This window comes from Streptoalloteichus tenebrarius (assembly GCF_024171885.1).
GTDB classification, from domain to species: domain Bacteria; phylum Actinomycetota; class Actinomycetes; order Mycobacteriales; family Pseudonocardiaceae; genus Streptoalloteichus; species Streptoalloteichus tenebrarius.
The window spans coordinates 1-22,639 of the sequence record NZ_JAMTCP010000017.1; the positions used below are offsets into that span (position 1 = coordinate 1).

Genomic DNA, 22,639 nt, shown 5'->3' on the forward strand with positions numbered 1-22,639 from the left:
CCCAGAACCGGAGCGGCGAGACCGTCCCCAGATCACGATCTCTGCGAGGGCCGCCGGCTCGAAACCGGAGCGGCGAGACCGACCGCAGTTCACGACCTTTGCGAGTGCCGCCGGTCCGAAGCCGGAGCGACGAGGCCGTCCCCAGAACACGTCCTCTGTGAGTGGCCGTCAGCTCGCAACCGGAGCGACGGGGCCATCCCCAGATCACAACCTCTGCGAGTGGCCGTCAGCTCGAAACCCGACGAGACCGACCCCAGAACACGACCTTTGCGAGTGCCGCCGGCTTGGAGCCGCAGCGACGAGACCGACCGCAGTTCACGACTTTTGCGGGTGGCCGTCAGCTCGGAACCCGACGAGACCGACCGCGGATCACGATCTCTGTGGGTGGCCGCTGGCTTTGAGCCGTGGCGGCGAGACCGACCTCAGATCACAACCTCTGTGGGTGGCTGCGGGCTTTGAGCCGGAGCGGCGAGACGAACCGCAGTTCACGACCACTGTGGGCGGCCGTCAGCTTGGAACTGGAGCGGCGAGGCCGTCCCCAGAACACGATCTCTGCGAGTGGCCGTCAGTTCGGAACCCGACGAGACCGACCGCAGCTCACGACCTTTGCGAGTGCCGCCGGCTTCGAGCCGCAGCGGCGAGGCCGTCCCCAGTTCACGTCCTCTGCGAGTGGCCGCCGGCTCGAAGCCGGAGCGACGAGGCCATCCCCAGAACACGACCTTTGCGAGTGCCGCCGGCTCGGAACCGAAGCTGCGAGACCGACCTCAGATCACAACCTCTGCGAGTGCCGCCGGTTCGAAGCCGGAGCGACGAGGCGGATCGCGACCGCGACCTCGTGCCGCGCAGGTTGATGCGGTACGCCTGACCGACCGAAGGCCACGAGTTCGCGACGCCGTTCTCGGACGACACCGGCCGACCCCGGTCAGGGAGCGTCGGTGCCGGCCATGACCTCGGGCGTCAGATCGCCGGGGTGCCCCAGCGCCGTGCGACTGGACTGCCCAGCGTCAGAGACGCCAGACGCCAGACGAACAGAGCCGCTGGCGCGAGAGCGCCGCGCGACAGGACCGGCGCGCGACACGGTCGTCGGGCGATACGACCGCCCCACCACACGACCGCCCCACCACACGACCGCCCTGCGACAGAGTCCCAGGTGTCAGGGGCGCAGGCGTCAGGGTCCTCGGGTGCAGGGCTGCCGGGTGTCAGAGCCGGCGGGTGTCAGAGCCGGCGGGACTCGGCGTAGGAGGCCAGGGCGGCGAGCTGGGCCGGGTCGAGCGAGGGGCGCACCCGCTCCCTGGCGCTGGCCAGGTGGGCCGAGGTGACCTCGGCGGCCGCCAGGGACTCCCGCATCGCCGTCAGCGCCGCCTCCCGCACCAGCGCCGCGCAGTCGGCCGCCGAGTACCCGTCCAGGTCCGCCGCGAGGGCGTCGAGGTCGACGTCCTCGGCCAGCGGGGTGTTCCTGGCCGAGGAGCGCAGGATCTCGGCGCGCGCGGCGGCGTCGGGCGGCGGCACGTAGACGAGGCGCTCCAGGCGTCCCGGCCGGAGCAGGGCGGGGTCGACCAGCTCCGGGCGGTTGGTCGCGGCGAGCACCACGACGTCCCGCAACGGCTCGACGCCGTCCAGCTCGGTGAGCAGCGCGGCGACCACTCGGTCGGCCACGCCGGAGTCGGACGACTGACCTCTGCGCGGTGCCAGGGCGTCCACCTCGTCCAGGAAGACCAGCGTCGGCGCGGCCTGCGCGGCCCGCCGGAACAGTTCCCGCACCGCCCGTTCGGACTCGCCCACCCACTTGTCCAACAGCTCCGCGCCCTTCACCGAGAGCACGTTGAGCCGGCCGGTGCCGGCGAGCGCCCGCACGAGGAAGGTCTTGCCGCAGCCGGGCGGGCCGTAGAGCAGCACGCCCCTGGGCGGCTGGACGCCGAGCCGGGCGAAGGAGTCCGGGTAGCGCAGCGGCCACAGGACGGCCTCGGTGAGCGCCTGCTTCACCTCGCCCATGTCGCCGACGTCGTCCAGGGTGATCCCGCCGACCTGGAGCGTGTCCGACGTGGACATCGAGATGGGCCGCACCGTGTCCAGCGCGCCGAGCAGGTCCTCCCGCGCGATCGCCGGCTCGGCGGACCGGTCGCCGCCCTGGTGTCGCAGGGCCGCGCGCACGGCCGCCTCCCTGCGCAGCGCGACGAGGTCGGCGACGACGAACCCCGGGGTGCGCTCCGCGACCTCCTCGACGTCCACAGTGGACTCGACGGGCGTGTCCCTCAGCAGGACCCTGAGCAGTTCGGCCCGCGTCCGGCCGTCGGGCAGCGCCAGCGTCAGCTCCCGGTCGACCAGCTCGGGGTCCCGCAGGCGGGGGTCGACCGACTCGGGCTGCGCGGAGGTCGCGACCACCGCGAGCCCGGGAGTGCCCTGCGCGGCGCGCAGCGCGTCCAGCGTGACCGTGGCCAGCGGCGGGGGAGACGTCGAGGGCAGGAGGGCGTCCACATCGGACACCAACAGCACGCAGGGCGTGCCGCCGCGCGCCGTGTCCACGGCCCTGGCGACCGCGGTGTGCACCCGCTCCGACGCGGCCCCCGCCTCCAGGGCGGCGACGCTGGGGGCCACCAGCTCCACGACCTCGGCGGAGACGGCGCGCGCCACCGACCGGACCAGCGTGGCCTTGCCGACACCCGACGGGCCGGTCACCAGCACCCCGAGCCGCGAGGTCGCGCCGAGCCGGGTCAGCAGGTCCGGGTGCCGGAACGCCAGGTCGAGCCACTCGCCGAGCCGGCGGGCCTCCTCCCGCGCCCCGACCAGGTCGGCGACGGCCGGTGGCTCCACGGATACGGCGGGTACGGCGGTCACGGCGGACGGCGGCTCGGCCGAGACGGGTGGGGTCGCGGGACGCACGGGGGCGGGCTCCCCGGTGCGCGCGCCCCCGCGCCACTGCACCACCGTCGACGGCCGCACCGCCACCGGACCGGCCGGCTCGGTGGCGGTCACCGTGATCAACTCGTTGGTCCAGGTCATGCCGATCGCCGCGGACAGGCCCCTGCGGGCGGCGGAGACGTCGGCGCCCGGCGGCGGCGCGAGGTCCTGCGGCAGCAACGACACGGCGTCGCCGGTGGTGAGCACCTTGCCCGTCAACGCGAGGCGCAGCGTCTCGGGGGACACCGCCGTCATCGCCAACCGCGAGCCCGACACGGTGACCGCCCTGGCCGGCGTGACCGGCACGGGCGCGACGACGACCTCGGCGCCCTCGCGCAGACCCAGGTTCGACAGCGTGACGTCGTCCACCAGCAGCACCCCCGGCTGGACCGCGCGGTCGGCCGCGGCGGCCAGGGCGGCCGTCACCCGGCTGCCGGTCAGCCGGACCGCGTCCCACGGCCGCAGGCCGAGCGCGTCCAGCACCTCAGGGTGCAGGCGGACCACCCCGCGTCGGGTGTCCAACGCGGACGGTGAGAGCCGAGCGGTGAGCGTGATCTCCGGTCCGGGCACGCCGTGCAGCCTACGGAAGCCGACGGGCGCGGGTCGCGCCGCGGACTCGCGGCACGACCCGCGCCCGGGGTCGTCAGCGCGGTGGGAGACCGCTCAGCGCTGGTTCTCGGAGCGGCGTCCCTCGCGGACGTCACGGCCGGCCTGGTCGCGGCGGGGCAGCCGCACCCCGCGCAGCGCGCCGGCGGCGACCCGGCCGCGCAACGCCGGCCGCACCGCCAACCGCCGCCCGTGCCGGCGCCGGATCGCCCTGCGCTCCTTCGGCGGGACGTCCCACGCCTCTGGGTGCCGGGCCAGCCAGCGGTGCCGGTAGACCGCGTACGGCACGTGGCCGAGGTAGACCGCCATGGCGACGATCAGCGCGCCGAGCGGGTAGACGATCACCGCGGCGGCGAGCACCCCGACCAGCACGAGCAGCGGGGCGACCGCCTTCGGCGACACCTTGATCGTCTTGAGCGACAGCGTCGGCACCCTGCTGATCGCCAGCGCGGCGCAGGCGATCATCCACGCGGCCACCGCCGGCTCGGAGCTCCACCAGCCGTCGCCGAACTGCAACGCCGCCATCAGCGGCATCAACGCCAGAAGCGCCGCGGCCGGCGCCGGGACGCCGACGAAGAACTCCTTGGCGAAGGGCGGCTGGTCGGGGTCGACGAGCAGCGTGTTGAACCGCGCCAGGCGCAGGGTCATGCACATCGCGAAGACCAGCGCGACGACCCAGCCGTAGTTCGGGGTGTCGTGCAGCCCCCACACGTACAGCGTGAGCGCGGGCGCGACACCGAAGGAGACGTTGTCCGACAGCGAGTCCAGCTCCGCGCCGATCTTGCTGGTGGCGTCCAGCAGGCGGGCGAGCCGGCCGTCGAGGCCGTCGAGCAACGCCGCCACCGCGGTGGCCGCGATGGCGGCGTTGGGCTGCCCTCGGAGCGCGAACATGACGGCGGACAGGCCCGCGCACAACGCCAGGATGGTGATGGCGTTGGGCAGCAGCCGCACACCCGGCGCGGTCCGCGCCATCGATCAGCCCTCCGCCCGCGCCACGCCGTCCGACGGGAGCGCTGACGGGAGCTCGGCGAGCACGGTCTCGCCGCCGATCGTGCGCTGGCCCGGCTCCACCAGGACCCGGCTGCCGCGCGGGACGTAGAGGTCGACGCGCGAGCCGAACCGGATGAGGCCGTAGGTCGCGCCGGCCGTCACCTTGTCGCCGTCCTGGACGTGGCACACGATGCGCCGCGCGACCAGGCCGGCGATCTGGACCACGGCGAGCTGGTGCGCGCCGTCGGCGGTGCGCAGCGCCATGGCGTTGCGCTCGTTGTCCTCGCTGGCCTTGTCCAGGTCGGCGGACAGGAACTTGCCGGGCCGGTACGCGACGCGCTCCACGACCCCGTCCACCGGGATGCGCTGCACGTGCACGTCGAAGATCGACAGGAACACGCTGACCCTGGTCATCGGCTCGTCGCCCATGCCCAGCTCGGCGGGCGGCACGGCCTCGGCGACGTGGGACACGGTGCCGTCGGCGGGCGCCACCGCCACCCCGGGCCGGGTGGGGGTCACCCGGCGCGGCTCGCGGAAGAACCACGCGCACCACGCGGTGACGAGGGCGCCGAGCACGCCGGCCGGCCGGGAGAACCGGCGCAGCAGCAGCGTGAGCACCGCCCCCGCGAGCACGAACGGCCGACCGGCCGGGTTCATCGGCGGGACCGTGGTGCGGGCGAGGTCGACCAGATGGGCGAAGGCGCCGGTCTTGCCGGCGCCGTGCTGGTGATCGGAGGTCATCGTCGTCGGCGTTCCTGGGGTCGGCGGAGCCCGGTCACGTAGCGGCCGGGCACGGCCACCCACGGTACGCCAATCGTGGAACGGGCCGGGAGCGGTGCCCCGAACACCCCTCCCGGCCCGTGTGGCAGACCGTGCGCCCCCCGACGGCGAACGGTCCTTTTTCCCCGACTGGTCCGTGCGTCCCCCGACGACCCACGGACCTCGACGCCCCTCCGGTGTCCCGGGTCACCCCGAACGGCCCTTGACACCGGGGGAGGCGGACCTGCGTGAACCAGTTTCCGTCATCAGCGTCGACATGGGAAGAGATGACGGAAGCGGGTTCGCCCTCCCGCGCGAATCAGTGTAATCCCGGTCACACCCGTTCGGGTGCGGCGAACGGACGAGCCGGGCGAGTCCCGGCCCACGCGGCCTGTCGGCCGCCCGTCAGTGCCCGTTGGTGCCTGTTGGTGCCCGTGGACGCCGGCCTCAGAGCCGGGAACGGCGGCCGGTCAACAGCCGGAGCACGGCGAGCAGCACCACGGACCCGAGGACCGCCACCGCGAAGCTGGACAGGCTCCAGTCGAAGGTCTTCTCCCTGCCCGTCGCGAGGGTGTAGAGCAGGCCGCCGAGGGCGGCGCCCACCACGCCGACGAGCACGCTGACCAGGCACCCCTGGCGCCGGCGCTCACGCCCGCCGACGACCACGTTGGCCGCCCACCCCGCCAGCGCGCCGAACACGATCCACGAGAACAGCCCCATGCGCCCCACGCTACGGGCTGGGCCGCCGGCGTCGGACCAGGCACGGCGGCCCGCCGCCGCGCGGCGTCGATCCGGCGAACCCCGTGCGGCGGGCCGTCAGGGGTGCGCCGGCTCCCGCCGCCGCTGCCGCACGTCCTCGACCTCCAGGCGATCCCCCAACAGGCGGGCCATGCCCTCCTGCGGCTCGCCGTCGTGCGCCGTGTCCCGCGTGCTGGTCAGCTCCAGCTCGTCGCCACCCCGAAGCTGGAGCCAGACGTCCCACCCCGAGCGGCGGAGCACCAGGCGGGCCCACTCCACGTCGTGCCCGCACACCCAGCGCGCCCCCGGCCGCCGCCGCAGCTCCGGCAGCGGCTTCCTGGCCGGGCTGCCGGCCGGCAGGACCAGCAACCCGCTGTCGTACACGCGCACGTCGTGCGGGTCGCCCTGGCACTTCACGCCGTTCGCGCAGGCCAGCAGCTCCGGCTCGGGGGCGTCGGCCGGACGCGCGGCGAAGTCCAGCGGCACCCCGATCCGCACGAGGTGCCGGTGGAGCTGCGGCACGAGCCTCGGGGTGCGCACCGCCGGGCCGACCAGCCGCTCCACGTCCACGACATGACCGGTGGCCAGGCGAAGCCAGCACGGCCCGTCCCAGTTCAGCTCGGGCCTTGCCCTCCCCGTCCGGCACAGCGCCGCGGTCACGGCGCCGCTGAGCAGCTCGGCGAGCAGCGACTGCGACGCCTCCGGCACCTCGGCGGGGGCGAGGCCGGGGTCCAGCGCGGGCTTCACCAGGTCGGCGCCCAACCCCCGGTGCACCGCCAGCAGGACGCCGGCGATCGTCGTCTGCGCGGCGCGGCCGTCCACCCGCACGCCGCTGTCCAGCACCGCCCTGCTGAGCCGCCGCGCGGCGTCCTCGGCCTTCCGCACGACCGCGACCCGCACGAGGTCCGGCCACGGCGCGCGCGGGCCGAGATCCACCAGCAGGGCGTCCTCCAGCTCCGGCACGCTGCGCCCAGGGTCGGAGAGCAACGACCACGCCGGACGGTCGTCCGGCTCGGGGGCTCCGTCCGCGGAATCCCCCCGCATCGCCTCGATCCGCTCCCGCAGCGGGGCGTGGCAGTCGAACGGGCCGGACGGCCCGCCGTCGAGCGCCTCGTCCGCCAGGCCCTCCCACTCCCGCCGACGACTCGGCGCGGACAGGTAGGAACGGAAGCCGAGCAGCACGTCCGGGGTGCGCCGCGCCACCGGAGCCAACGCGAGGTACTGCTGGCCGTAGTGGGACCAGGCGCGCTCCAGCGCCGCCATCCTGCGCACGGCGCTGCGCGTCGCGTCCACTCCGGCCGCCGCCACCGCGGCCTCGTCGGCGGCCCGCTCCTGCCGCCGGTTGACCGGCTCGGCGGCCCGGCGGAACCACCCGGCCCACGTCTGGACCACGCGTCGCCGCCAGTCCTCGCCGGCGTCGGCGACGATCCGCTCCACCACGCCGGTCGCGCGGTAGGTGACGGTGGTGAGCAGGCCCTCCCGGCCGCCGAGGTGCGCCAGCTCGTGCGCGAGCACGGCCCGCAGCTCGGAGACGGTCAGACCCCCCAGCAACGGCAGGCCCAGCTCCAGGCACCGGTGGCCCGGCACCAGGCCCAGCGGCGTCGCGTCCTCCCAGAGCGCGACGCGCACCCCCGGCACCACCCGCAGCTCGTCCGGCGGGCGCGTCCGCGCCACCTCGGACAGCTCGTCGATCAGCCGCCACAGATCGGGCTGGGCCTGCCTGTCGACCAGGTGACCGCGCGCCTTCGGACGTCCGCGCAGCAGCGGCGGCAGGAACAGGCCCACCGCCGTGCCCAGCAGTGCCGACACCACCAGGAGCTGGATCGCGGTCATGCCGACGTCGCCGTCGGCCATCGCGTAGAGCGCCGCACCGGCCGACGCGGCCGCGAGCACCGCGGCCACCGCGAGGAAACCGACGAGCAGTGTGAGCGCGAGGACGGCGCGCCAGGGGGAGCGCAACGCCGCAGACCTCCGGTCCGGACTGTGTCGAGGGGGTGTGAAGCCACGGTCAGTCGATCAGACCGCCCGCCGAGTGTGCTTCCTGGGTGTTACCGACAGCAAGTCCCCAGATCAGCACAGTGAAAGCCGGCGGACGGGCGGCGGCCAAACGCGCGGAAACCGACCGAACACGGCCGAACACCACCGCACGCCGCCGCCCGCCACCGCACGCCCGCCGCCCGCCACCGCACGCCCGCCGGGCGCCACCTGACGATCACCGCAGCAGCAGGACGCTCACCTCGGACCCCGCGGGCAGGTCCGTGACCTCCTCCGGGATCTCCAACAGGCAGTTCGCCGTCGCCAGCGCGGACAGCAGGTGCGAGCCGGGACCCCCGACCGGCGCGACGGTCACCGCGCCCGCGTCGTACCGGCCGCGCCGGTACTGCCGGCGTTCGGCGGGGGAGCGCAGCGACTCCATCAGCGTCGCCGTCCGCCGGGGCCGCTCCACCTCGGCGAACCCCATGGCCGTCCGGAGCGCGGGGCGCACGAAGACCTCGAACGACACCATCGCGCTCACCGGGTTCCCCGGCAGTGTCACGACCGGGACCCCGCCGGACGCCGTCGGGTACCGCCCCAGCCCCTGCGGGCCGCCCGGCTGCACCGCCACCTTGTAGAACTCCACGCCGTGGCCGGACAGGGCGTCCTTGACCACCTCGTACGCCCCCGCGCTCACCCCGCCCGAGGTCAGGACCAGGTCGACGGACTCCACCCTCGGCGCCAACGCGGCGTGGAAGGCCGCGACGTCGTCGGGCACGAACCGGAGCAGCTCCGCCTCGCCGCCGACCTGCCGCACCGCGCTGGCCAGCATCACGCCGTTGGACTCGTAGATCTGCCCGCCCCGCAGCGGTCGCCCCGGCTCCACCAGCTCCGAGCCGGTGGACAGCACCAGCACCCTGGGCGGGCGGCGCACCGGCAGCGCCGAGGCCCCCACCGCCGAGGCGAGCCCGAGTTGGGCCGGCCCCAGCTCCGTCCCCGCCGGCAGGACCACCGCGCCGGCCCGCACGTCCTCCCCGGCCCGCCGGACGTGCGCGCCGAGCCGCGCGGGCGCGACGACCCGCACCACGTCCGTGCCCCGGTCGGTGTCCTCCACCGGCACCACCGCGTCCGCCCCCGGCGGCACCGGAGCGCCGGTCATGATCCGGTGCGCCGTGCCGGGACGCAGCGGCGGCGAGTCCGTGCGCCCCGCCGGCACGTCCTCGGCCACCGGCAACGCCACGGGCGCGTCCGGCGCGGCCGCGGCCACGTCTGCCGCGCGCACCGCGTAGCCGTCCATCGCCGAGTTGTCGAAGGGGGGCAACGGGATCGGGGAGACCAGGTCCTCGGCCAGCGCGAGGCCGAGGCAGTCCGCGACCGGCCGCCGCACCACCGGGGTCGCCCCCACCAACCCGACGACCCGCGCCCGATGTTCCGCCACGCCCACCGCTGGTCCCTGTGTCCGCTGCACGCCCGCATCCTCCCGCGCCCTGGGAACCGGCCCCCTCCCGTGCCACACTGCGGACCCGGCGAGACCCGACACTTCCGAGGGAGGACGACGTGCAGGTCCGCACCCGCCACACCCCGTCGTTCGGCGTGGCCCGGCTGCTGCTGGCCCCCGGCGAGCCGGCCAGGGTGGAGTCCGGCGCGATGATGGCCACCAGCTACGGGGTCGCGGTCGAGGCGAGGGCCCAGGGGGGCCTGCTGAAGTCGTTGGCGCGCGCCGCGCTCGGCGGCGAGTCGCTGTTCGTGTCCACGTTCACCGCGCCGCCGCAGGGCGGCTGGGTCGACGTGGCCGCCAACCTGCCGGGCGACCTGCACGTGCTGGAGCTGGACGGCAGGGTCGGCTGGTGCCTCACCAGGGGCTCCTGGCTGGCCTCCTCCGCGACCATCCAGTTGGAGACCCAGTGGGGTGGATTCCGCAACCTCTTCGGGGGCGAGGGCGGGTTCCTGATGCACGCCGCCGGCCAGGGCACGGTGGTGCTGTCCTGTTACGGCGCGCTCGACGTCGTGGACCTGCAACCGGGTGAGTTCGTCACGATCGACACCGGGCACGTGGTGGCCTACGCGGAGACCGTCCAGTCCCGGTTGCGCACCATGAGCCAGGGCCTGACGCAGTCGTTGAAGAGCGGCGAGGGACTGGTGTTCGACTTCGCCGGACCGGGTCAGGTGCTGACCCAGACGCGCAACCCCCGCGGACTCGTCACCTGGTTGCAGGCCAACGGTCTTGGCGCCCGCGGTTGACAGAAACCCAGCCCTTTCGGGCGCGCCTCCGGCAGTCGATCTCGGGTAGCGTGACCTCTGCTTGATGCGGCGCTCCGCGAGCGCCGTTGCACGATACCCAAGGAGGACGCCGTGGCTCAGGGCACGGTCAAGTGGTTCAACTCGGAGAAGGGCTACGGCTTCATCGCCCAGGACGATGGGCCTGACGTCTTCGTCCACTACTCGGCCATCGACATGCAGGGCTTCCGCACCCTCGCCGAGGGTGACCGGGTGGAGTACGAGGTGCAGGCCGGTCGCGACGGCCGTAGCCAGGCCTCCGCGGTCAAGCGGGTCTGAGCTCGCACGGCGCCGCCTCCCGGCGGACGTGATCGACGACGGTTCGGGGTGGCCCGGCTCCCAGGGAGCCGGGCCACTCCCGTGTCCGCCCCCGTGTCCCTCCCCGTGCCCGCCTCGTGTCCGCCCCCGTGCCCCTCCCCGTGACCGCCCGCGTGCCCCTCCCCGTGGCCGCCCGCGTGCCCGCCTCGACGTCCGTCTCAATGCCCGTCTCCCCGCGCCCCGCGCCGCGCGTTCCGGACGCGCCGCCGGGGCGCCCCGGGGCCGTCCCGGTCGGTCGCGCGGTCGGGGTTTGTCGTGAACCCCCGTCGCCCGCCCGGGTGCGAACGTTAGGCTCCGGGGCGTGTCGGAGGACCTCACCGGGCGTCGTCTCGGCCACTACCGCATCGACGGCGTGCTCGGCCGCGGCGGCATGAGCGTGATGTACAAGGCCACGGACGTCCGGTTGGGGCGCAAGGTCGCCCTGAAGGTCATCGGCGAGCACCTGACCGAGGACCCGGAGTTCCGCGAGCGGTTCGTGGACGAGGCCCGCAACACCTCGGCGATCGACCACTCGCACGTCGTCCCGCTCTACGACTTCGGCGAGATCGACGGCCTGCTCTACATCGCCATGCGGCTGGTCGACGGCTCCGACCTGGCCAGCCTGATCAAGGACGGACCCCTGGTCCCGTCCCGCACGCTCACCCTGCTCGGACAGGTCGCCGACGCGCTGGACATGCTGCACGGGCGCGGCCTGGTGCACCTGGACGTCAAGCCGGCCAACGTGCTGGTGACCAGCCAGGAGTCCTCGGGGGAGCACGTCTACCTCGCCGACTTCGGCCTGACCCGCCGCGGCGCGACCGGCCACCGCACCCGCACCGGCGACTTCCTCGGCTCGCCGACCTACGCGGCGCCCGAGCACCTGCGGGGCGACCCCGTCGACGGCCGCACCGACCTCTACGCGTTGGCGTGCATGCTGTTCGCCTGCCTGACGGGGCGGCCGCCCTACCAGGGGCAGGTGCCCGAGGTGATCCAGGGGCACCTGGGCGCCGAGCCGCCCAGCGCCAGCAAGCTGGTCGAGCTGCCCCCGGCGATCGACGACGTGCTGCGGCGCGGCATGGCCAAGGACCCCAACCAGCGGTACTCCACGTGCAGCGAGCTGGTCGCGGCGGCCAGGGCGGCCCTCGCCCCGGTCGCGCGGTCCACGACGCCGCCGGCCCGCCGGAAGCCGGGCGCCCCGGCGGCCCATCCGCCCCAGCCCGTGCCGTCGCACGCCCAGCCGACCGGCTACCCGGCCGCGCCGCCGAGCTACGGCCCGCCGACGCCGCCCGCGATGGCGCCGCAGCGGGGCCCCTCGCCGTCGGCCGAGCCGATGCGGCTGCGCCCGCCGATGCCCGTGCAGTCCGACGCGTTCCGCTCGCGGAGCGGCGGGAGCCGCTGGGTGCTGCCGGTGCTGCTCGGCGTCGCGGCGCTCTCGGTCGTCGTGGTGCTGATCCTGGTCTTCGCCAGCGGCGACGGGGACGACGGCGGGTCGGGCGGCGGCACGTCGACCACCACCACCCAGGCCCCGACGCAGACGTCGAGCCGCAAGCCGCTGCCGACCCACGTCAAGACGGTCACCCAGACGCACTGAGCGGGTCGCTTGCACTCGATGGCGTCGAGTGCTAGACACGGTTCTGGCACTCGGACCCACTGAGTGCCAGAGGTCGGGACGGTGAGGCCGGACCCCAACGGGTCGGTCGTCCGTCGCGGGCACCGAGCCTGGCCGAGCACGTGTCATCCACCATCGGAGGACCACACCGCAATGGCCAAGATGATCGCGTTCGACGAGGACGCCCGCCGCGGTCTCGAGCGCGGCATGAACACCCTCGCCGACGCCGTCAAGGTGACGCTCGGCCCGAAGGGCCGCAACGTCGTGCTCGAGAAGAAGTGGGGCGCGCCGACCATCACCAACGACGGCGTCTCCATCGCCAAGGAGATCGAGCTCGAGGACCCGTGGGAGAAGATCGGGGCCGAGCTGGTCAAGGAGGTCGCGAAGAAGACCGACGACGTCGCCGGTGACGGCACCACCACCGCCACCGTGCTCGCCCAGGCGCTGGTGCGCGAGGGCCTGCGCAACGTGGCCGCCGGTGCCAACCCGATCGCCCTCAAGCGGGGTATCGAGAAGGCCGTCGAGGCCGTGGCCGAGCAGCTCCTGAAGACGGCCAAGGAGGTCGAGACCAAGGAGCAGATCGCCGCCACCGCGTCGATCTCCGCCGCCGACACCACCATCGGCGAGCTCATCGCCGAGGCGATGGACAAGGTCGGCAAGGAAGGCGTCATCACCGTCGAGGAGAGCAACGCCTTCGGCCTCGAGCTTGAGCTCACCGAGGGCATGCGCTTCGACAAGGGCTACATCTCGGGCTACTTCGTGACCGACGCCGAGCGCATGGAGGCGGTCCTGGAGGACCCGTACGTCCTGCTGCTCAGCTCGAAGATCTCCTCGGTCAAGGACCTGCTCCCGCTGCTGGAGAAGGTCATGCAGACCGGCAAGCCGCTGGCGATCATCGCCGAGGACGTCGAGGGCGAGGCCCTGGCCACCCTGGTCGTCAACAAGATCCGCGGCACCTTCAAGTCCGTCGCGGTCAAGGCCCCCGGCTTCGGCGACCGCCGCAAGGCGATGCTCCAGGACATGGCCATCCTGACCGGTGGCCAGGTCATCAGCGAGGAGGTCGGCCTCAAGCTGGAGAACGCCGACCTGTCGCTGCTGGGCCGCGCCCGCAAGGTGGTCGTCACCAAGGACGAGACCACCATCGTCGAGGGCGCCGGTGACACCGAGCAGATCGCCGGCCGGGTCAACGAGATCCGCGCCGAGATCGAGCGGTCCGACTCCGACTACGACCGGGAGAAGCTCCAGGAGCGCCTGGCCAAGCTGGCCGGCGGCGTCGCGGTGATCAAGGTCGGCGCGGCCACCGAGGTCGAGCTCAAGGAGCGCAAGCACCGCATCGAGGACGCGGTGCGCAACGCCAAGGCCGCCGTCGAGGAGGGCATCGTCGCCGGTGGTGGCGTGGCCCTGCTCCAGGCCGCCGAGAAGGCGTTCGCCGACCTGAAGCTGGACGGCGACGAGGCGACCGGCGCCAACATCGTCAAGGTCGCCGTGGAGGCCCCGCTCAAGCAGATCGCCGTGAACGCCGGCCTCGAGGGCGGCGTCGTGGCCGAGAAGGTGAAGAACCTGCCCGCGGGCCAGGGCCTGGACGCCGCCACCGGCGAGTACAAGGACCTGGTGGGCGCCGGCATCATCGACCCGGCCAAGGTGACCCGCTCGGCGCTCCAGAACGCCGCGTCGATCGCCGCGCTGTTCCTCACCACCGAGGCCGTCGTGGCCGACAAGCCGGAGAAGGAGAAGGCCCCGGCCGCCCCGGGCGCCGGCGAGATGGACTTCTGATCCACGCTCGACCTGATCCACTCAGTGGGGCCCCGACCGTTCCGGTCGGGGCCCCACTGTTCTCCGTCGTTCCTCCCTCGCGCCGCCCGCGCCGGCGCCGAGGGGCAGGCACGAACAGGCACGAACAGGCACGGTCAGACACGAACAGGCACGGTCAGGCGCGGGCAGACACGGTCAGGCGCGGGCAGACACGGTCAGGCGCGGGCAGACACGGTCAGGCGCCCGCGCCGAGGCAGACGAAGGGACGGCGGAGCGGGTCCTCGGCCGTGGCCTCGGCCAACGCCACCGCGGGCGGCGTGCCCCGCGCCAGCCGGCCGTGATAGGAGGCCATGGTGCTCGCGGCGGCCAGGTCGCCGACCTTGCTCACCGCGGCCACGACCGTGTGCGCGCCGGTGGCGAGCAGGGCGCCGGCGAACCCGAGCGCCTCGTCCCCCGGCCGGATGCGGTTGAGCGCCAGCTCGCACGCGGCGAGCACGACATGGGCCGGCGGCCGGCGCAACCGCGCGGTCTCGTAGGCGAACAACGGGCCGTCGGTCAGCTCCAGCCGGGAGAACAACGCGTTGGCCGGCTCGTGCGCGCCGTGCGCCGCCAGGTGCGCCATCCGCGCCCCGTCCAACGCGGAGAGCACCGCGCCCACCGTGGCCTCGGCCGAGTCCAACAACGCGGCGTCGGGGTAGGTGCCGCGCAGCCGACCCACCTCGGCGACCCCCGCCGACAGGCCGGGGCCGCCGACCAGCACCACGTCGTGGCCCTGACGGTCCGGGGTCCTGGACGCGCACTCCCCTGGCCGCGCCCCCGACTCCAGCCCGCGTCGCGGGCCGAGCCCAGGGGCTCCCGGCGCGGCCGACTGGTCGCCGCAGGCCGCCAGCCACGCGGTCGCCGACGGCACCACGGACAACGGCCGGCCCCGCAGGGAGGGCAGCGCCGCCCACGGCACGGCGTAGAACACGCCGGTCGGCACCAGGACGACCTCCCGGTCGCCCACCACGCCGTCCAGGGGGCGGAGGAGCTGCGCGTCCAGCCGCTCCGCCCGGTGCCGCGCCGAGGCGGTGATCGTGCGCGCCAGCACGTTGGGGAGCTTGTCGGGGGCCAGGGCGTTGAGGTCGGCGTGCAGCTCCCTGGCCAGCTCGGTGGCGACCCTGGCGCTGCCCAGCCGCACCAGCCTGGCCCGCCCGTCCACCACGACCACCGCGACCAGCGAGTCCCCCGAGGCGGCCAGGCTGACCATGGCGCGGTCGCCGAGCCGGGCCGCGACGTCGCGGAACCGGGCGACCGGCCGGGGGCGGCCCCACTGCCCGCTGCGCCCGCCCCGGCGCAGCACCTCCCGGGCCACCGCGTTGTACCTGGCCTCCAGCTCGTCGGTGGCCCGGCCCTCCAGCCGGGCCTGCTGGGTGGCGCGCCGCAGGTGCCGGGCCTCGGCCACCCGGTCGGCCAACTCGGGGTCGTCGATCCTGGGCAGCGGCTCGTACCGGTACACCTGCGCCCTGGTGCGCTCCAGCCAGCCGAACAGCCGGCGGGCGTCCACCCGCTCGCCGCCCTCCAGCAGCAGCCGGACCGCGAGCGCGGCCAACTCCTTGCCGTGCACGGCGGTGCCGCTCAACAGCTCCAGCCCGCCCATCCGGTCCCGCAGCCGGTTCAGCTCGGCCAGCCCGCTGCCCGCCTCGGCCAGCGCCCGCCGGCTGTCGCCCCTGGCCACGGCCAGCTCCGCGCGGCACAGTCGCAGCAACATGCGGTTGTCCACCGGGGTGATGCGGCGGGGCGAGGGCACCTGGCCGAGCACGTCCGCCGCCGCCGACACCGATCCCCGCACCAACCTGACCCGCACCGCGAGCATCCGCGCGACCGCGGACTCGTCGGTGAGCCCCAGGTCCGCCAGCCGGTGCGCGAGCTGCAACGCCCTGCCCGGCAACCGCACCGGGGCGCGGAACCCGTCCAGCGCCTCCACCGTCTCGGCCCGCAGCCGGGTCAGCGCCGCGATCGCCGCCCACCGGCGGTTGCCGCGCCGGACCAGCCGGCGGTACGCGGAGCCGGCGTAGCGCCGCGCCTCCTCGGTGTCACCCTCCAGCAGCGCCGACGCGGCACGGGTGATCTCCGCGTCGGCGAGGTCGATGCCGGCCGTGCCCTGGGCGCGCAGCCGGGGCAGCGCCTCGTCGAGGTGCCGGGCGGCCTCCTCGCCCAGCCCCGCCGTCAGCAGGGCCCTGGCCTGGTCGATCCGCAGCCTGGCGAGCATGCCGGGGTGCTCGGCCTGGTAGATGCGCTCGGTCTCCTCGTAGTGCCGCAACGCCTGCGGCACGTCCCCGATCATGTGGGCGATGTCGCCGAGGTTGTGCTCGATCTTGGCCCTGACGACCCGCTCGCCCAGCTCCTCGGCCAGCGCCGAGGACCGGCGCAGGTCGCGCCGGGCCGGGCCGATCCTGCTGGCGGTCAGGTGCATCCAGCCCCGGTTCATCAGGGTCCTGACCAGCACCACCGGCTCGCCCTCACCCCCGGCCAGGCCACGCTCCAGCAGCGGGATCGCCTCGTCGGCGGCCTCGACGGCCTGGTCGAGGCGGCCGGCCCTGGACAGGATCAACGCCTCCTGCTGGCGGACCAGCCCGTCCAACGCGTCCCGGCGCGGACCCGGCTCCAGCTCGGTGAGCAGCTTGTGCGCGCGTTCGGCCGCGGCCAGCCCGTTCGCGAGGGTGCTGGCCTCCGCCTCGGCGTAGGCCAGGGTGACCAGCACCCGCGCCCGGCTGGTGATGAACTCCAGCCGCTCCTCGGCCGACCGCGGCGGCGACACCCCGTCCAGCAGGCGCAACGCCTGGCGGATGAGCTGCACGGCCTCCGTCGCCCGCAGCTCCGACGCCCGGTCCCTGGCCTTCCGTCGGAGGAGCGCGACGCGACGCAGCACGTCGACCGGCTCAGCCGGGCTTCGGGGACTGGGCATCCCGCCAGTCCGGAGCCTCGGGCTTGCCACGCCCGCCATCCGAACACACCAAAAGCCCGCTCGGCAGCCCTCCAATGGGGTAAACACGCGTCCGAACGGGTGGCACACGAGCAACCGGGCGGCGTCGGTCGGGTGAAGCGAACGGCGACGCGAGCCCGGCCCTGTCCCTGGGCGCTAGCCGGCGGCTAGAGCACCAGGGTCGGTGTGACGACGGTCCGTGCCGACCTCCCGTTGTCCGCAAGGTGGACCAGGATCTGGGTGACGCCCCTCGGCACGTCCGGCAGCACGAAGCGGCCGTTGGCGTCGGCGGTCGTCGTGCTGGAACCGTGGCCGTCGATGCGCACCTCCACCGTGTGCGGTCCCGCCGGCGCGAGCCAGCCGTCGATCCGGTACCCGCGCTGGGTGCGCAGGAAGCTGACCATCACCGTGAGGTCGTCGACGGTGAAGGTGACCGAGCCCGGCTCGGCGCTGCTGCGGACACCCGCCAGCGCCGAGCCGTGCTCCCACCGGGCCACCTCCACGTCGAGGTACGACTCCAGGTCGATGGCGAACCGCACCCGGTCGAGCAGGTCGGCCGGCATCGGATCGGCCCGCTCCAGCACCTGGGCGAGCTGGTCGAGCAGCTCGTCGTCACTGGTCGAGTTCACCGCGATCCTCCTTCCGCGTCGAGCAGGGCGCGCAGCGAGTCCAGGCACCGACCCCTGGTCGGCCCGATGCTGCCCCTGGGCATCCCCATCGCCTCCGCCACCGCCTCGTAGCGGGCCCGCCCCGCCAGCACGGTCAGACGGAGCAGCTCCTGGCACCGCCGGGGCAGCCGGCGGAACGCCGACCAGAGCCGCCGGTCCCGGTCGTCCCGGACGGCCTCGGCCTCCGGTTGGCCGTCGGTCGACGGCATCTGGTCGAACACCTCCGCGGGGGCGGCGCTGGCCCCGGTCTGCTCGGCCGAGCGCACCCGCACCGCCTCCCGCCGCGCGGTCGTGATCAACCACGCGGCGAGGGCGCGCGGCTCGGTGAGCCGGTTGAGGTTGCGGAGGAGCGCCAGCCACACGGTCTGGACGACGTCCTCGGCGGCGGGACGGTTCAGCCCCTGGCCCCGGACGACGTGCCACACCAGCGGTGTCAGCTCGTTGACCAGCACGTGCAGCGCCGCGCGGTCCCCTGCTCTGGCGGCGGTGAGGCACACCGCGTGCCGTTCGGCGCCGTCCAGGCCTTCCCATGGCGGGTCGTCCGTGGTGGACAGGCTCATCTCCCTCATCTCCGCGACTCTGGTCACTGTGATCCCTGGACCGGTCGATCGGGGGCGTCGGCCGGCCGGGCCCCGGAGGGTGTGGCCCCGTCGGGGCCGGTGGCGTAACCGTACGGCGCGACGGCGCCGGAGGTCACCCACGGCAGTTCGACCGACACGTTCACGGACAGGTTGACCAGGCCGTTGCCCGCCGGCGCCCCGTTCGCCGCCGTCAGGTGCCGCGGCGTCGGGCCGGACGGGTCGGTCGCGCCGAGCCGGCCCCGCGGGGGCACGAAGCCCCGGGGGGAGTCGGCGTCGGCCTCCGCCACGTGCCGGTACGGCGGCGGCGAGGACGGGTCGGTCGTGCCGTCGGGCCCGGTCTGACCGGTGGCCGGCGGCGGGCCGAGCGGGGCGACGAGGCCCTGGGTGGCGGCCAGGGGCGTGGCCGTCGACGGGTCGGTCGTGCCGGCCGCGCCGTCAGGTCGGCTCTGGCCGAGGGGGGCGACGAGGCCCTGGGTGGCGGCCAGGGGCGTGGCCGTCGACGGGTCGGTCGTGCCGGTCGGCGTGAGGTGGTGCGGGGTGGGGTCCGACGGGTCGGTCGTGCCGTTGGGCTGGGCGCGTCCGGCGCCGGGCGGGAGCTGGGTGGGGTCGGGCTCCTCTCCGGGGCGTGGCGTCACGCGGGGCACTGGCGAGAACGGCACCGCCGGCGCCGGCGACGCTGACGACGCCGGCGGTGCTGTCTCCCCGCCGGGCGCTGTGGGCGCCGGGGGCACTGTCGACGCTGTTGGTGATGTGGACGCTGTCGATGATGTGGACAGGGTGTCGACTGACGATGTCCGCTGCTCCAGCTCCTCCTGCTGGGGGGTCTGCGGCGTCGATGGGTCCTGGCGGGGCGCGCGGTGCCCGCTGGTGCCTTCTCGATCCACGGTGTGCTCCTATCGGAGTACCAGGTCCCGGGGCAGGACCCGTGTGTCGAACATGAGCCCTGGTGACGCGATCGGATACCGCCGCTCACCACAATGGGTGAGATGGGTCACATATCAGCCCGGTTCCCCTTACTGTCCGCATTCCTGTCGGGTGGCCTCACTACGCGATGTGGCGAATGGCGTCGTGGTGACGGCCGGATGGACGCGTCCGTTGGTGGTCGCGCTCAGAGCAGGAGCCGGTCGATCCGGCCCTCGGCGTCCTCGTGGTAGGCGACGGGCAGGTTGGCATGGGTGGCGAGGGTCGCCAGCGCCGTGAGGTGGGCGTGGCCGGTGTCGGACGCCGGGGACAGGCGTCGCCACCCGACCCCGTGCACGAACACCCACACCCCGCGCGGGACGTCGTAGGAGAACAGGTGGGTGATGGCACGGTCCGTCATCCACCCGGGGCCGTACCCCTCGGCGGGCCGGCGGTCGGGATCGGCTGGCGGCAGCGGCCCCCGCCCGCCGTCGTCGCCGTCGTCGCTGACACCGGCGGCGCTCGTGGCCGAGGTGGTCATCGCGTGGAGGACGCTGGGCAGCTCGCTCGGCGGGCGGGACGCCCCCAGCGCCCCGTTCCCCGCGCCGTCGGCGGGTTGCCGCGCGTCGCGGGCCGCGTCGGCCACGCCCCACGAGGGCGCTCCGCGGTCGGGATCGGGTGGCCGGGCGGGGAAGGCAGGGGAGGTGGACATGCGGTCTCCTCGTCTCGGCAGGGGCTCGGCGGTCTCGCGGTCTCCCGGTCTTGTGGTCTCCCGGCCTTGTGGTCTTGGTGGTCTCGTCAGTCGTGCACGAGCACGTCCCGCAGTTCGGTCCCGTCGACGAACGCGGTCACCCGGTGCCCGCTGGCGCGGGCGTGGGCCAGGGCGGTGAGCTTGGCCCCGGTGGCGGCCGGCCCGCCGGCCAGACGCGTCCAGCCGAAGTGCTCCAGGTAAGCCCAGCCGTTGTCGTCGTCGGCGCTGGTGAACAGGTGCAGCGCGCGCCGGGCCGGCAACCACGCCCGCAGCGACACCGCCGCGCATCCGTGCACGGTGGGGCGGGGGTCCGGGTAGTCCTCCAGGTACGCCTCCCCGTAGGCGATGCGGAAGAACCCCTTCTCGCCCCACTCGACGCCCCAGGAGTTCTTCCCGATCCAGCAGCCGAGGTCGTCGTCCCAGCCGATGACGTTCACGCAGTGGCCGCCGGCGAACTCCTCGGTGGTCGCCCGGTAGACGCCGCCGGTGTAGTACAGGAAGTCCTTGTTCACCACCATGCACGCGGTGACGGGGCCCCGGGTGCGGATGTGCTCCTTCATCCTCGCCGGGGAGCCGGTGAGGTCGACGACGTCGACGGCCCTGGCGAGCCGGTCGGCCCAGTCCGGGGCGAGCGCGCCGGACCCGTCGTCGACGTAGGGGAGGCACTCCTCGAACGCCACGCCCTTGTCCGAGGCGTCGGCGAAGATCTCGTGCGGCCACGACCCGGTGTCGACGCGGTAGCCCCTGGCCCTGGCGTGCACGAAGTACAGGTGGCCCTCGGAGAGGTCGAGGTCCAGGCCGGGCGCGCCGCGCGTGTACCGCGCGGTCGACTCCATGGCGGCGACGACGCCGAAGGCGACGCAGGAGCCCGCGCGTCCCTGGTTGCGCACCGGGGTCACGTAGTCGTGGCCGTCGACGTCGCGCAGGTCGAAACGGCGGGGTTGGGCGGGCGGCGGGGAGTCCGCCGTTGGCGCGGCGGCCCTGGGCGCGCCCGCCGCGATGGCGGCCTTGGCCATCGCGGCCGGTTGGCCGACCCTGGCGGCGAGCTGGTCGGGGCGGGGCGGGGGAACGCCGAGGCGGGCGCGGATCGCCTCGTCGGGAAGCCGGCTGAGACTGGTCTCCCCGGCGCGCCACGGCTCTCCGAGTCGGGCGAGCGCGTCCCGGACGGCGGCGAGCCGCCCGGGTCCCTGGTCGTCGGGCATGGTTCCTCCCCACTGTGAACACGGGATGGGCGCGGGGACCGGTCCTCGCCCGTCCCCGCGCGTCGCGCCCCCTCGTCGCCTAATCCAGAGGGCCGGACGGCGGCGCAGATACGTCGATTCGTCGGGGGGTTCGTCAGAAGTACGGCTGGAGGGGGCCGGGGCGGGGCGGTGGCACGTCCGGAGACGGCCCCCGCTCGCCGGCTGTCGGCCCGACGCGCCGGGCGGGTGACGCGGGGGAGGAGGGCTGGGCCGGGGACCGCTCGCCCCGTATGGTCTAGACCATGTCAGGACGTGAGCGCGGTCCGCTGCTGGAGGTCATCGCACTGGACGCGGCGGACGCCGTGGCCGCCCAGGAGGGCGGCGCGGACCGGTTGGAGCTGGTGTCGGACATCGCCGCCGACGGGCTCACCCCGAGGACCAGCACCGTGCGCGAGGTGCTCGCCAGCACCGACCTGCCGGTCAGGGTGATGCTGCGGGACGCGGCCGGGTTCGCTCCCGCCGACCTGGAGGGGCTGCGGCGCAGGGCGGCCGAGCTGAGGGCGGCCGGCGCCGAGGAGTTCGTCCTGGGTTTCCTGGACGGCGGCGGCGCGGTCGACGTGGCCGCCTGCGCGGCCCTGCTGGCCGAGCTGGAGGGGTGCCGGTGGACCTTCCACCGGGCGCTGGACCACGCCGCCGACCGGGACCTCGCCTGGGCCGCGGCCGTCGGCCTCGGCTGCGACGCCGTGCTGACCGCCGGCAGCCCGCTGGGCGTCGAGGCGGGCATCGACGCGCTCCTGGACCGGGCGGCCCGCCGCGAGAACGGGGTCGAGCTGCTCGTCGGAGGGGGCCTGCGGAGCGAGCACGTCGCGCCGCTGCGCGCGGCCGGCGTCCTCGGCTTCCACGTGGGAGGAATGGTCCGTGCGGCGGGCTGGGACAGCCCCGTGGAGGTGGCCAAGGTTGCGTCACTTCGGACGATGATCAACGGGGGCGTGCCGGCGTAGCCTGCCGCAATGAGCAAGATTTCCGAGGGGCTCAGCCCGGAGCTGCACGAGTACCTGGTCGCCCACGGGACCCCGCCGGACCAGCTCCTGCGGGACCTCGCCGACGAGACCGCCCTGCGGCTGCCCGAGCGGTTCGCGATGCAGATCGCGCCGGAGCAGGGCACGTTCCTCACCCTGCTCACGAGGCTGCTCGGCGTCCGCTCCGCGGTGGAGGTGGGCACGTTCACCGGCTACTCGTCCATCTGCATCGCCAGGGGGCTGGCTCCCGGGGGTCGTCTGCTCTGTTGCGACGTCAGCGAGGAGTTCACCTCCGTCGCCCGGCGCTACTGGTCGATGGCCGGGCTCGACGACCGGGTGGAGCTGCGGTTGGCCCCGGCCGTGGAGACCCTGCGGTCGCTGCCGGCCGAGCCCACGGTCGACCTGTCGTTCATCGACGCCGACAAGACCGGCTACGTCGACTACTGGGAGGAGCTCGTGCCGCGCACCCGCCAGGGCGGCGTGATCCTGGTGGACAACGTGTTCTCCGGCGGCCGGGTGCTCCAGGAGGAGCCGGAGGACGAGGTGGTCCGCGCGATCCAGGAGTTCAACGAGCACGCCCTGGCCGACCCGAGGGTCGAGCTGGTCATGCTCCCGATCGCCGACGGGCTGACGTTGGCCCGCAAGCTCTGACCGACCCCCACGTGACGCCCCTG

The 22,639-nt window shown here is 74.6% G+C and carries 18 protein-coding genes; 6 read left to right on the forward strand and 12 right to left on the reverse strand.

Annotated elements, in window-relative coordinates:
• Nucleotides 1-1,215: 1,215 nt before the first annotated feature.
• The 6 genes from LX15_RS15805 to moeA form a co-directional block, all read right to left on the reverse strand.
• Entirely contained in the window at nt 1,216-3,468 is a 2,253-nt protein-coding gene (locus tag LX15_RS15805) for an AAA family ATPase (protein WP_253670353.1), read from the reverse strand.
• 93 nt (nt 3,469-3,561) lie between these two features.
• A complete protein-coding gene (locus tag LX15_RS15810; RefSeq protein ID WP_253670354.1) occupies nt 3,562-4,476 on the reverse strand; it encodes a CDP-alcohol phosphatidyltransferase family protein in 915 nt (304 codons plus the stop codon).
• Between the two features lie 3 nt (nt 4,477-4,479).
• Nucleotides 4,480-5,235 carry a phosphatidylserine decarboxylase gene (locus LX15_RS15815; RefSeq protein WP_253670355.1) on the reverse strand — a complete coding sequence of 252 codons (756 nt, stop codon included), beginning with the start codon at nt 5,233-5,235 and terminating at the stop codon, nt 4,480-4,482.
• 465 nt (nt 5,236-5,700) lie between these two features.
• On the reverse strand, nt 5,701-5,973 hold the full coding sequence (locus LX15_RS15820; protein WP_253670356.1) for a GlsB/YeaQ/YmgE family stress response membrane protein: 273 nt from the start codon (nt 5,971-5,973) through the stop codon (nt 5,701-5,703).
• A 96-nt stretch (nt 5,974-6,069) separates the two neighbouring features.
• Complete coding sequence (locus LX15_RS15825) at nt 6,070-7,950, reverse strand: M48 family metalloprotease (protein ID WP_253670357.1); 1,881 nt, start codon at nt 7,948-7,950, stop codon at nt 6,070-6,072.
• A gap of 253 nt (nt 7,951-8,203) precedes the next feature.
• The gene (gene moeA, locus LX15_RS15830) at nt 8,204-9,433 is read right to left on the reverse strand and encodes a molybdopterin molybdotransferase MoeA (protein WP_253670358.1); all 1,230 of its coding nucleotides are present in this window, start codon (nt 9,431-9,433) and stop codon (nt 8,204-8,206) included.
• An 89-nt stretch (nt 9,434-9,522) separates the two neighbouring features.
• On the opposite strand from moeA, the gene LX15_RS15835 reads away from it, so the two are divergent.
• From LX15_RS15835 to groL, 4 genes are all read left to right on the forward strand, one after another.
• On the forward strand, nt 9,523-10,206 hold the full coding sequence (locus LX15_RS15835) for a TIGR00266 family protein (protein WP_253670359.1): 684 nt from the start codon (nt 9,523-9,525) through the stop codon (nt 10,204-10,206).
• A 111-nt stretch (nt 10,207-10,317) separates the two neighbouring features.
• Entirely contained in the window at nt 10,318-10,521 is a 204-nt protein-coding gene (locus LX15_RS15840; protein WP_253670360.1) for a cold-shock protein, read from the forward strand.
• A gap of 340 nt (nt 10,522-10,861) precedes the next feature.
• Nucleotides 10,862-12,130 carry a serine/threonine-protein kinase gene (locus LX15_RS15845; protein ID WP_253670361.1) on the forward strand — a complete coding sequence of 423 codons (1,269 nt, stop codon included), beginning with the start codon at nt 10,862-10,864 and terminating at the stop codon, nt 12,128-12,130.
• Between the two features lie 171 nt (nt 12,131-12,301).
• Complete coding sequence (groL, locus tag LX15_RS15850; protein WP_253670362.1) at nt 12,302-13,921, forward strand: chaperonin GroEL; 1,620 nt, start codon at nt 12,302-12,304, stop codon at nt 13,919-13,921.
• Between the two features lie 214 nt (nt 13,922-14,135).
• On the opposite strand, the gene LX15_RS15855 is transcribed toward groL, so the two are convergent.
• The 6 genes from LX15_RS15855 to LX15_RS15880 form a co-directional block, all read right to left on the reverse strand.
• Nucleotides 14,136-16,847, reverse strand: coding sequence for a CHAT domain-containing protein (locus LX15_RS15855; protein WP_253670363.1), 2,712 nt, complete (start codon nt 16,845-16,847; stop codon nt 14,136-14,138).
• Between the two features lie 185 nt (nt 16,848-17,032).
• Nucleotides 17,033-17,494: a carboxypeptidase regulatory-like domain-containing protein gene (locus LX15_RS15860; RefSeq protein ID WP_253670364.1), complete on the reverse strand. Its 462-nt coding sequence runs from the start codon at nt 17,492-17,494 to the stop codon at nt 17,033-17,035.
• Complete coding sequence (locus LX15_RS15865; RefSeq protein WP_253670365.1) at nt 17,491-18,102, reverse strand: RNA polymerase sigma factor; 612 nt, start codon at nt 18,100-18,102, stop codon at nt 17,491-17,493. The genes LX15_RS15860 and LX15_RS15865 overlap by 4 nt, the downstream gene beginning before the upstream one ends.
• Nucleotides 18,103-18,116: 14 nt before the next feature.
• Nucleotides 18,117-18,749 (reverse strand): NADH-quinone oxidoreductase subunit E, encoded by a 633-nt coding sequence (locus LX15_RS15870; RefSeq protein WP_253670366.1) that lies wholly within the window; start codon nt 18,747-18,749, stop codon nt 18,117-18,119.
• 473 nt (nt 18,750-19,222) lie between these two features.
• Nucleotides 19,223-19,726, reverse strand: a complete 504-nt coding sequence (locus LX15_RS15875; RefSeq protein WP_253670367.1) for a hypothetical protein — start codon at nt 19,724-19,726, stop codon at nt 19,223-19,225.
• An 86-nt stretch (nt 19,727-19,812) separates the two neighbouring features.
• Nucleotides 19,813-20,967, reverse strand: a complete 1,155-nt coding sequence (locus LX15_RS15880) for a C1 family peptidase (RefSeq protein WP_253670368.1) — start codon at nt 20,965-20,967, stop codon at nt 19,813-19,815.
• Nucleotides 20,968-21,248: 281 nt separating this feature from the next.
• Here LX15_RS15880 and LX15_RS15885 point away from each other — a divergent pair, with 281 nt between their 5' ends.
• Nucleotides 21,249-21,947 carry a copper homeostasis protein CutC gene (locus tag LX15_RS15885; protein WP_253670369.1) on the forward strand — a complete coding sequence of 233 codons (699 nt, stop codon included), beginning with the start codon at nt 21,249-21,251 and terminating at the stop codon, nt 21,945-21,947.
• 9 nt (nt 21,948-21,956) lie between these two features.
• A complete protein-coding gene (locus LX15_RS15890) occupies nt 21,957-22,616 on the forward strand; it encodes an O-methyltransferase (RefSeq protein ID WP_253670370.1) in 660 nt (219 codons plus the stop codon).
• Nucleotides 22,617-22,639 lie beyond the last annotated feature (23 nt).

Excerpts from the sequence above, each read along its gene's own strand:
- LX15_RS15810 (WP_253670354.1), bottom strand. The coding sequence starts at position 4,476 with ATGGCGCGGACCGCGCCGGGTGTGCGGCTGCTGCCCAACGCCATCACC.
- LX15_RS15815 (WP_253670355.1), bottom strand. The coding sequence starts at position 5,235 with ATGACCTCCGATCACCAGCACGGCGCCGGCAAGACCGGCGCCTTCGCC.
- LX15_RS15820 (WP_253670356.1), bottom strand. The coding sequence starts at position 5,973 with ATGGGGCTGTTCTCGTGGATCGTGTTCGGCGCGCTGGCGGGGTGGGCG.
- groL (WP_253670362.1), top strand. The coding sequence starts at position 12,302 with ATGGCCAAGATGATCGCGTTCGACGAGGACGCCCGCCGCGGTCTCGAG.
- LX15_RS15855 (WP_253670363.1), bottom strand. The coding sequence starts at position 16,847 with ATGCCCAGTCCCCGAAGCCCGGCTGAGCCGGTCGACGTGCTGCGTCGC.
- LX15_RS15865 (WP_253670365.1), bottom strand. The coding sequence starts at position 18,102 with ATGAGGGAGATGAGCCTGTCCACCACGGACGACCCGCCATGGGAAGGC.
- LX15_RS15875 (WP_253670367.1), bottom strand. The coding sequence starts at position 19,726 with ATGTCCACCTCCCCTGCCTTCCCCGCCCGGCCACCCGATCCCGACCGC.
- LX15_RS15880 (WP_253670368.1), bottom strand. The coding sequence starts at position 20,967 with ATGCCCGACGACCAGGGACCCGGGCGGCTCGCCGCCGTCCGGGACGCG.
- LX15_RS15885 (WP_253670369.1), top strand. The coding sequence starts at position 21,249 with ATGTCAGGACGTGAGCGCGGTCCGCTGCTGGAGGTCATCGCACTGGAC.
- LX15_RS15890 (WP_253670370.1), top strand. The coding sequence starts at position 21,957 with ATGAGCAAGATTTCCGAGGGGCTCAGCCCGGAGCTGCACGAGTACCTG.